General features: G+C 67.6%; 10 protein-coding genes and 1 pseudogene. All 11 read left to right on the plus strand.

The window, feature by feature from the left end; translation table 11 throughout:
- On the plus strand, nucleotides 1–1,200 hold a 1,200-nt coding region (locus G3480_RS23475), incomplete at its 5' end, for a TraB/VirB10 family protein (protein ID WP_164656638.1).
- 23 nt (nucleotides 1,201–1,223) lie between these two features.
- A complete protein-coding gene (locus G3480_RS23480) occupies nucleotides 1,224–1,982 on the plus strand; it encodes a disulfide isomerase DsbC N-terminal domain-containing protein (RefSeq protein WP_240906011.1) in 759 nt (252 codons plus the stop codon).
- A complete protein-coding gene (locus G3480_RS23485; protein ID WP_164656641.1) occupies nucleotides 1,982–2,728 on the plus strand; it encodes a TraV family lipoprotein in 747 nt (248 codons plus the stop codon). Before G3480_RS23480 ends, G3480_RS23485 begins: the two co-directional genes overlap by 1 nt.
- Nucleotides 2,729–2,754: 26 nt before the next feature.
- Nucleotides 2,755–3,078, plus strand: coding sequence for a TraA family conjugative transfer protein (traA, locus tag G3480_RS23490; RefSeq protein ID WP_164656643.1), 324 nt, complete (start codon nucleotides 2,755–2,757; stop codon nucleotides 3,076–3,078).
- 109 nt (nucleotides 3,079–3,187) lie between these two features.
- The gene (locus tag G3480_RS23495) at nucleotides 3,188–3,484 is read left to right on the plus strand and encodes an RRXRR domain-containing protein (RefSeq protein WP_164656645.1); all 297 of its coding nucleotides are present in this window, start codon (nucleotides 3,188–3,190) and stop codon (nucleotides 3,482–3,484) included.
- The gene (gene traC, locus G3480_RS23500; protein WP_164656647.1) at nucleotides 3,481–5,877 is read left to right on the plus strand and encodes a type IV secretion system protein TraC; all 2,397 of its coding nucleotides are present in this window, start codon (nucleotides 3,481–3,483) and stop codon (nucleotides 5,875–5,877) included. The genes G3480_RS23495 and traC overlap by 4 nt, the downstream gene beginning before the upstream one ends.
- A complete protein-coding gene (locus G3480_RS23505; RefSeq protein ID WP_240906012.1) occupies nucleotides 5,870–6,193 on the plus strand; it encodes a hypothetical protein in 324 nt (107 codons plus the stop codon). The genes traC and G3480_RS23505 overlap by 8 nt, the downstream gene beginning before the upstream one ends.
- A complete protein-coding gene (gene lepB / locus G3480_RS23510; RefSeq protein ID WP_164656648.1) occupies nucleotides 6,180–6,749 on the plus strand; it encodes a signal peptidase I in 570 nt (189 codons plus the stop codon). The genes G3480_RS23505 and lepB overlap by 14 nt, the downstream gene beginning before the upstream one ends.
- A 10-nt stretch (nucleotides 6,750–6,759) precedes the next feature.
- On the plus strand, nucleotides 6,760–7,950 hold the full coding sequence (locus G3480_RS23515) for a TrbC family F-type conjugative pilus assembly protein (RefSeq protein WP_338114211.1): 1,191 nt from the start codon (nucleotides 6,760–6,762) through the stop codon (nucleotides 7,948–7,950).
- 2 nt (nucleotides 7,951–7,952) lie between these two features.
- Complete coding sequence (locus G3480_RS23520) at nucleotides 7,953–9,011, plus strand: TraU family protein (protein ID WP_164656652.1); 1,059 nt, start codon at nucleotides 7,953–7,955, stop codon at nucleotides 9,009–9,011.
- A 37-nt stretch (nucleotides 9,012–9,048) separates the two neighbouring features.
- Nucleotides 9,049–9,899, plus strand: a pseudogene (locus G3480_RS23525) (conjugal transfer protein TraN); the annotation flags it as partial.

A 9,899-nucleotide genomic window follows, 5' to 3' on the forward strand; every position in this document is an offset into this window, starting at 1 on the left:
CGCGCCGAGCAGGCCCGCGAGCGGCTCACCCGGCATCTGCTGACCGACGCCGATCCGCGTGCGCTCGGCATCGACGGTCTGGCCAATCGTCTGACCCAGCTCGAGCGTGAGCTGGCCCAGGCGACATCCCGCGAGCGTCAGCGCGGCCCCGGCGAGGCGGCCACGCTCAACCGCCAGGTCGAGCAGCTGCGCCAGTCCCAGCAGACCGAGATCCAGGCCCTCCAGCAGGAGATCACCCGGCTGCGGGATAAGGTGAACGCGCATCCGGCGGCCACGCCAGCGACGCCGACGCCACCGAAGCCATCGGAACCCATTGCGCCTGCACGATCTTCGCCGTCTCCAGCGAAGCCACCAGCCCTGGACGATCCAGCACTGTTCGCGCGCACGCCCGCCTCACCGCTGAGTGCCCTCAGCCCGCGCCCAGCCGCTCAGCCGACACGGGCGAGCGGGCCGCTGACGATCCGCGTGGTGGAGCAGGCCCCTGCGCCCAATGCGGTGGCGTCTGCGACCACCAAGCAGACCGGCGATTCCGCTGGCACAGCCATCCTAATCCCCGCCGGCAGTCTCCTGCGCGGGGTCCTGCTCTCCGGGATGGATGCCCCCACCGGACGACAGGCCCGCCGCGACCCCTATCCGGCCCTGGTGCGACTGAAGCACGACGCCATCCTGCCCAACCGCTTCCGCGCCGATGTGCGCGAGTGCTTCATCACGGTCGCGGGCTACGGCGAGCTTTCGAGCGAGCGCGCCTTCCTGCGCACCGAGGTCATCACCTGCGTGCGCCGCGACGGCGGCGTGATCGAGGTCCCGGTCGATGGCTACGCGGTCGGCGAGGACGGCAAGGTGGGGCTGCGCGGGCGCCTGGTTTCCAAGCAGGGGCAGGTGATCGCCCGCGCCATGCAGGTGTCCTTCCTGCAGGGAATCTCGGATGTCTTCAACAAGTCCTCGGTGACGACCATTTCGACCACCAGCGACGGCAAGGTCCAATACCAGGATGTGCTGTCCGGCGACTCGGCCCAGGCCGCAGCCATCACCGGGACCGGTAAGGCGCTTGATCGGCTCGCCCAGTATTACCTCGACATGGCCGAGAACATCTTCCCGGTGATTGAGGTCGATGCCGGGCGTCCCATCGAGGTGATCCTCAATCGTGGGGCGTCGCTGCAACTGGCCCAGGCGAATCGTCGCCGTGGTGGGCGGCGGTGAGGAGGTCGACGATGCGGGTGCACATGCAACGAGCGACCCTTGGATCAGCCTTGGCTCTGGTCCTGTTGGTCGGTCTGCCGGTGGGCGCGGTTGGCGATGAAAGGGCAGGGGCTGTGACCACGGAGCCCGACGACATCGCACAGCTCATGCAAGGCATCGAGGGGATGCGCCGTCTGCCCGTGAACGGGGTCCAGATGGTCCAGTCGGGCGAGCGGGTGTTCTTCGTCTCGACCAACGGCCGCTATGCCTTCCTGGGTCCTGCGATCGACCTCTGGCACGGGGCGCGTCTGACCTCGCTGGCCGAGGCCGACCGGCTGATGGGACGGATCGACCGGACGCGCCTCAAGCTCGATGTCCGCGACCTGGGGGCGCTGGATCTGGGGGCGGGGGCCGAGGAGGTCTGGGTCTTCCTCGATCCTCATTGCCCAAAGTGCGCCAACCTGCTCGATCAGCTCCAGGCACTGTCGCCGTCGCAGCGCGCGCCCTATCGCGTTCGCCTCATCCCGCTCGGAGTGCTCGGCCAGGCGTCACTCGCTACGGCGGTGCGGCTCAACTGTCTGGCCGAAAGCGATCCGGCCGCGGCTCTGGAAGCCCTGCTCAGCCACGCCTTCAAGACCCTACCGCCGGCCGAGGGCACCTGCGGACAGGGCGCCCTCCAGCGTGCCCTGGTCACCGCCCAACTGCTCGGCATCACCCAGGTGCCCTTCCTGATCGCACCGGACGGGCGGCTGCACGGGGGTGTGCCGGCCGACCTGCTCGCTTGGCTCACTGGAGATGCGTGATGACGAAAGAACCGACCCTTCCATTCGATCCCGCGCGGAGCGGGCTACTCCTGCTGCTCCTCGGCGTCAGCTTGGTGACCAGCGGCTGCGGCTCGCTCGCCGTGGGCGAGAAGCGCTTTGGCTGCAAAGGTCATCCCAGCGACCCCTTGTGCTTGCCCGCCTCACGGGTCTACGACCTGACCAACGGGACCGATTCGCTGCAGCCGCCCGACTGGGAATCCGAGCGGGTGGACGGCGAGGCATCAGGTGCGCAACCGGCGCGACGGGTGGCTGTGTCCGTCCACCGACGCGATTCGTCCGGTGGGTTCTTTGGCGACGATGCAGCGCTGTTCGGCGCCACACGGAACCCAGCGAACGCTTCAGCTGCACCCGATGTCGCCCCAGTCGATGAGCCAGTGGAGGCCCTGCCCATCGCCGCCGACGAAGACCTGCTCCTACCCCGCTCACGCGACCCCATCCCGCTCCGCGTGCCCGCGCAGGTGATGCGCATCTGGCTCGCGCCCTGGGAAGACGAGAACGCCGACCTGCACGCCAGCGGTTACGTCTTCACCGAGATCGCCCCGCGCACCTGGAGCCTCGCCGCCGGGCCGGACCGCTTCTCCAATGCCTTGCTCAAGCCCCTGCAGGTCGAGCAGCGCGTCGTATCGGGCGGCGGAGACAGCTCCGCGCCCCCGCGTCGCCAACCGACTTGCGCCGGCGATCACTGCCCCTCCGCGACCGGCGAGCCCCGGCGCTCCTTGAATTGATCGAACCGACAGAGGACACCCCAACGATGACGTTTCATGACAGACAGCACCTGGCCAGCCGCATCCTGATCCTGGCCTTGGCCTTCGCCCCCATGATCGCGGCCGCAAGCTCCGGCACTGGCGACACCACCGGCACCGAGTTCCAGGAGGTCTACACCCTGCTGACGGGCTGGATGACCGGCCTGCTCGGCAAGGTCATTGCGGTCGCCTTCATCCTGGTCGGCCTGGTCGCCGGCGTCATGCGCCAGTCGATCATGGGCTTCGTGGTCGGCGTCTCGGCGGGGGTCGGGATGCTGGTCGCGCCGAACATCATCAACACCCTCTTCAGCGCGACCCTGCCGCTCGTCTGAGGACGGCTGGCCATCGGCTCACCTCGCGCGCGCCTTCAACGCGCCACCGGCCACTCCCGGCCGAGACCGGGCCGGCAACGGCCCACCCCACGGATCAGAGAGGACCGCCATGTCCCTGTGCTGCCCCTTGCCCGAGACCCGCCACTATCTGTCGGTGCCCAAGGCCCTGTTCGCCTCCCTGGCCGAGCTGTCGCCGCAGGCGCGCGATCGCTTTCTGGATCAGGCCCTGGCCCGTGTGCAGGGACGGACCCCGGTGCTGGTGTGCGACGCCAACCGCCGTCTGCTCAAGCCCTGTCATCCAGCGCGCGCCCGCGAGCTGCTGCGGCGTAAGCGTGCTCGGGTGCTCTCGACCGATCCGTTCCTGTTGCAACTGAAGCGTGTCGTCGCGCCGGAGCTTGCCCAATGAGGGAACGGCGCTTCCAGGGCGAGCGCGCCTCCGCGCTCTTTCCGCCGCTCGCCTGCGACCCCGAGCAGGGGATCTTCCTGCTCGACGATCAGAGCCTCGCCTTCGGCTGGTGCTGCCAACCCCTGGCTGGGGCCGATCAGGGTCACGCCGACCGTCTCACGGCGCTGGTCAATCAGGAATGGCCAACCGATACCCTGCTGCAGATCCTCCTCTGGGCCTCGCCCGATATCGAGGGACCGCTTGCGGTGATGAACGGCCTGCGTACCGAGCTGCGTCATCCACTGCTGCGGGCCGCGACCGCCGAGCGGGCGGCCTTTCTGCGCGCTGGTGTCAGTGCTCCACTCATCCGCCAGTCCGAGACCCGCGTCCGAGACGTCCAGGTGCTGGTGACGGTCAAGCTCCCGCTGCCCGGCCCGCTGCCCAGTGCCGCCGCGCATCAGGCCGCGCTCGATCTGCGCGCGAGCACCGAACAGGTGCTCTCAACCGTCGGGCTTCAGCCGTGTGCGCTGATGGCCGGGGATCTGGTCCGGCTCATGAGCAGCCTGCTCAACTGGCGGCCGGAGGCGACCTGGCGTGAGCGGGTGACGCCCGAGGCCGATCCGACGCGGATCCTGCGCGAGCAGTTCTTGGACTCGGATCAAGGGATCGAGGTCGATGCGCAGGGACTCACGCTGGGCGCGTGTCGGGTGCAGACCCTGTCGGTCAAGCGCTTTCCCGATCGGCTGCACTTCGGTCTGGCCACCCGCTATCTGAGTGATCCCTTCTCGGGGGCGCGCGGCATCCCGCACAACCTGCTGGTGTGTCTCAATCTCCACTTCCCCGAGCCCGAGACCACCCGGACGCTGCTCCAGACCCAGAGTCAGTGGGCGACCAACATGGCGACCGGGCCGATCGCGGTCTACCTGCCGCGCTTGGCCGAGCGGGCGCGGGGCTTTCGGGTGCTATTCGAGCGTCTCGATGCCGGGGACCGCCCGGTGCGGGCGCACCTGGGGCTGGTGCTCTTCGCGCCCAAGGACCAGGCCACCGCCGCCGCCTCGAACCTGCGCACCTATTGGCGCGAGCTGGGCTTTCAGGTGGTGAGCGACCGCTTCTTCACGCTCCCCCTGTTTCTCAACTGTCTGCCCTTCGGTGCCGATCGGACCGCCATTCGCGACATGCAGCGCTACCGCACCCTGGCGGCCTCGCACGCGGTCAACCTGATGCCGGTGCATGGGGACTGGAAAGGGACCGGCACCCCGGTGCTCAACCTCATCAGCCGGGGCGGACAGTTGATGAACCTCTCGCTGTTCGACTCGGCCTCCAACTACAACGCCTGCATTGCCGCCCAGTCGGGCGCCGGTAAGTCCTTTCTGACCAATGAGCTGATCTCCACCACGCTGTCGGTGGGCGGGCGTTGCTGGGTGATCGACGTCGGTCGCTCCTACGAGAAGCTCTGCGAGGCGCTGGACGGTCAGTTCCTGGCCTTCACTCGCGAGGCGCGGATCTGCCTCAATCCCTTCGAGTTGGTGGTCCACTGGGACGAGGAGGCGGACATGATCGCGGCCCTGGTCGGGGCCATGATCGCGCCCTCTGGCGGGCTGGATGACTATGCCCTCTCGGGGCTCAAGCGGGTGCTCAAGACCCTGTGGGACGCGCAGGGACCGGCCATGACGGTCGACGGCATCGCCACAGCACTGAGCGCCGAGAACGATCCCCGGCTGCGCGATCTGGGCACCCAGATCTATCCCTTCACCACTTCAGGCGAGTACGGGCGCTTCTTCAACGGACCCAACAGCATTGAATTCTCCGCGCCGTTCGTCGTCCTCGAATTGGAGGAACTCAAAGGTCGCAAGCACCTCCAGCAGGTGGTGCTGTTGCAGCTGATCTACCAGATCCAGCAGGCGATGTATCTGGGCGAGCGTGACCAGGCCAAGCTCGTCATCCTCGACGAGGCCTGGGACCTGCTCACCCAGGGCGATGTCGCCCGCTTCATCGAGACCGGCTACCGGCGCTTTCGCAAGTACCGCGGTGCCGCGGTCACCGTCACCCAGTCGCTCAACGACCTCTATGCTCATCCGACTGGACGGGCGATCGCCGAGAACTCGGCCCACACCTTCCTGCTCGCTCAGCCGGCGCAGGCCATCGATCAGCTACGCGCCGCCAAGCGCCTGCCGCTGACCGAGGGCGGGGCGGAACTCTTAAAGACCGTGCACACGGTCCCCGGCGTCTATTCCGAGATCCTGGTCATCGGCGACTACGGGGCCGGAATCGGGCGGCTGGTGGTGGATCCCTTCCGTCAGCTGCTCTATTCGACCCACCCGCGCGATGTGGCGGCGCTCAGTGCGTTGCGCCGGCAGGGACTGTCGATCGATGCGGCGATCCGGAGGTTGCTGGCGGAGCGTGGACATGGCTGAGGGTCGTCCAGCGTTAGCGATGGTCATCCTCGTCGCTGGGCTCCTCTGCTTGGCCAGTGGCGCTCTGCTCAGCCTCTGGTGGCAGCGTCAGCTCGCCCTGGCCCTGGAGGTCCGACCGCCGGTGCTGCTGCTGGACCTGTCTGCGGCCGCCCGTGGCGCCGACCCGGCGCAGATGACGGCGATCCTGCGCGACTACACCCAGGCCGCCGAGCGCCTGGCAGCGCGGGGCATACTGGTCCTGGATCGTCATGCGGTGCTGGCCGCTCCGTCTGTGCTGACGGTTCTGGAAACGGAGGTGCCGCATGCGCCCGAGTAAGGCTGAGCCAGGTGCTCAAGGTCGGCTTGTGGGGAGCCGCTGGCGGTCCGGCATCCGGCCGCTGCGTTGGCGCTGGGCGGCGCTGGCCGTCGTGGCCCTCGCTGTGGTGCTGGGCCTCGGCGCCTATGGCGCGATCCGCTACCGCCTCGGGATCGATCTGCAGGCGCACCGCTGTCTGGAGTCCTCGCGCGTTTTCCTGATCGACACCTTCACCGGCCCCGAGGAGGTGATCCAGGGGGATTTGGTGGCCTTCCGCGCGCAGGGGCTGGGGGTGGACGCCTTCGAGGGACGCCTGTTCGTCAAGCACGCGGCCGGGGTGCCGGGTGACTGGGTGACGGTCACGCTCGCCGGGACCGCGATCAACGGCATGCCGATGGCGCAAGGACTGGCACTGGCCCCGGCGCTAAAGCGCGATCCTGCGAGCTTCATCCGCCACGAGCGGGTCCCGGTCGAGCACTTCTGGATGCTTGGCGAGACCGCCGACAGCTTCGACTCGCGCTACTGGGGCTTTCTCCCGGTCACGCGGATGGTCGGGAAGGCCTATGCGCTGTTCTGAGCGGCGATGGGTGTCGGTCCTGATTAGTGCTCTGGCGACCATGATCATCGCCGAGAGCAGGGCCGATGGCGCGCTGCCAGACCCTGCGCTGCGCGATCAGGCGGTGCAGATTCAGGAGCAGGTACTGACGGCACCGCAGCCGGGGTGGCTGATCGAGCAGCAGGGCAACGTGGAGGATTGGTCGGTCCGATTGCGGGATCTTCGAGCGGCCCGGCAAGTGTTGGTGACGCCTCTGAGGTCCGATGTAGAACCAACGGATCAGGCGGGCACCGACACCGATCTGACCGTGACCATCCTGGCTTCCCGCGCACTGGGTGAGGCTCAACTGCGCGAGCTGTTCGCGCAGGCGTCCGGACGGCCCGAGGTGCGGGTGGTCTTTCGGGGTGTGGCGCCGGGCGAATCGCTGGGTGATTTCATCCGCCAGATCCACGTCCTTCTGCGTGAAGCACGCGATGGCCTGAGCATCAATGCGATTCCCCGCATCGAGATCGACCCACGTCCTTTCCAGTCCCCTTTGGTCGAGGTGGCGCCGACGCTGATTACCACCGATGGGGCCGGGAAAGAGATCGCTCGCGTCAGCGGCATCAGCCGTCCGGACTGGCTGCTGGAGCAGGTGGAGGAGGGCAGGCGCGGTGATCTGGGCGTGCGTGGACCCACCGTCGCCGTTAGCGAACCCGATCTGATTGCAGAGCTGCAACGGCGTCTGGCAGGCATCGATTGGAGCGCCCGGCGCGAAGCAGCGTTAGCGCGCTATTGGGAGCGGGCCTCGTTTGCCGAGCTGCCGACCGCCGAGCAGGTTCGGGAGCGACGTCTGGACCTGACACTCGTGGCTCAAGCCGATGTGACCCTCCCGGACGGGACCACCCTGATCCGCGCCGGCGAGCGTGTCGATCCGCTTGCCGTCATGCCTTTTCGTCAGCGCCTCTTTGTCTTCGATGCGACCGACCCGCGTCAGGTGGCGGAGGTCGCGCGACGCGGAGCCGCGAGTCGCGCCGAGGGAGGGCTGCCGCTCTATCTGGCAACACGGTTGGATCGCCAGGCTGGGTGGGGTGGCTACCGTGACGTCCAGACGGCTTTGCACGATCCACTTTACCTCCTCACCCCCGACGTTCAGCGCCGCTTCCAGATCGAGCGGGTGCCGGCGGTGGTCGAGTCGCGCGACGGCACGCTGGTGGTCGCCGAATGGCCGCCGGAGGGCTGAGCATGCGCAGAATGCTGAGTTGCCGCTTCCTTCAGGCCGCCGTGCTGGTTGGTTTACTGCTCGCGCTGGCCCTGACCGTGCGCGCCCAGGAGGCGGCCACGATCGGTCTGGGCAACGCCGTCTGCCCCGACGCCGAGTTGCTCGGCCCCAAGCTCATCACCGACATCTGCTGGAGCTGTCTCCTTCCGCTCAAGATCGCCGGCGCCCCGATCGGCGGCGGATCGGTTCCCAGCAAGGCGAGCGACCAGGCGCTGTGCGCCTGCACCGACCCCGCCGGGCTTCCGAGTCCAGGTGTTGTGATCGGCATGTGGGAGCCGGCGCGCATCATCGAGCTGGTCCGTCTTCCCGGCTGCATGCCCTCGCTCGGCGGCGCGCGGCTCGATCTGGGCGCCTTTCGCACCCTTGGCACGCCAGGGCAGGCCGAGTACGACGGCTCGGACAAGGCCTTCTACAACTATCACTACTACGCCTTTCCGGTCCTGGTGATGCTCGATCTGTTCTTCCCGGATCGCTGCAACGTCGATCACCTGACCGACTTCGATGTGCTCTATCTTTCCGAGCTGGATCCGACCTGGAACAACGACGAGCTGGCCTTCTTCACCAATCCGGAAGCGGCCTTCGTGGCCAATCCGATCGCGCAGGCGGCCTGTCTGGTCGATGCCGCCTCGGCGACCACGATTCAGAAACCCTTGGACGAGCTGTTCTGGTGCGCCGGCGCCTGGGGCGGGCTCTATCCTTTCACCGGACGCATCCCGACGCTCAACGGCCGTCCCTCGGAGATGAGCCTCGCCAGCGCGCGGGTGCTCGCAGCGCTGCACCGGCGTGGACTCGCCCGTCAGACCCTTGGCGACGCCGCCCTCTGCGAGGCGCCCTTCGCCCTTATGCTGCCCAAGACCCAGTACCGCCTCTCCCAGTTCTATCCGCTCCCCGAGGCCAACTCCAACCACGTCATCGGCGAGAGCGAGCTGCGCTGGGGGATGTGGCGCAACATTCCTGGGGTCGGCGAGGACCACCTCTATCTGATCTGGCGCTGGCATGATTGTTGTGCGACCTGGCTCTGACCCTTCGGTTCCGCTGAGGACTGGAGCCAGATGGCTCGTGTGGATCCTGGTTCTAGCGATTATCTGGACCCCCTGGGCGCTGGTGTGGGGCGATGACCTGCGCCGGGCGCTCGACTTCGATCAGGCAGCCACCGATGGCCAGGATCTGGGAACCGTACTCGGGAGCGATTCGACGCTCTTGAGCCCCTTCGATCAGCCCGGCGACTATCGGGTCTTCTTCCCGGGCGCGGAGGCCGGCGAAGCGACCGACTGGAGTGCGCTCTACGGCAATCCAGCCGCCTTGGAAGCAGCGGGTCTCCAGACGCAGCAGGACCTGGTCGACACGCCCTATGCCGACTCGTCTGCGACCGGTCAGGCGTACCAGACCTTGTTGGCTCCGGTCGATCGTGAGCGCACCGATCTGAGCAGCGATCCGCTGTGGGCCTTCACCGATGCCACTGTCAGCTCGCTGGATGACTTCACCACGACCTATGCCGACTGCACCTGGGACAACAGCTTTCTCAGCCGTCCGCGAACGGTGCATGTGCCCGTGTACGAAGCCTGCCTGATCCCGGACAAGGATCAGCCAAAGCTCAGCTGCTCCGCCAGTCGGACGCTGGATGCCACGGTCTACTGGGACCCGGTGGAAGTCGGCATCGATCCCGAGACTGGCGAGCCGATCATCGAGTATGTCAGGCGGGTCGAGAAGCGCGTGGATCTGTGGAGTTGGGAATCGGCCGCCTGCCTTGAAACGATCAGCGAGCGGTTGATGGACGGCTTCTGCCGCAGTACCACGACCTGCAGCAGTAACCCGGATGCCGACTGCGTCCCGGTCACCGGCGGTGAGCTGTGCGGGGGCGAGTTGGTGACACCTCCCTATCTGGGCGAGACCGGCAACGAGCCCTGGGA

Origin of the sequence: Thiorhodococcus mannitoliphagus (assembly GCF_010915725.1) — a bacterium.
Lineage (GTDB): Bacteria > Pseudomonadota > Gammaproteobacteria > Chromatiales > Chromatiaceae > Thiorhodococcus > Thiorhodococcus mannitoliphagus.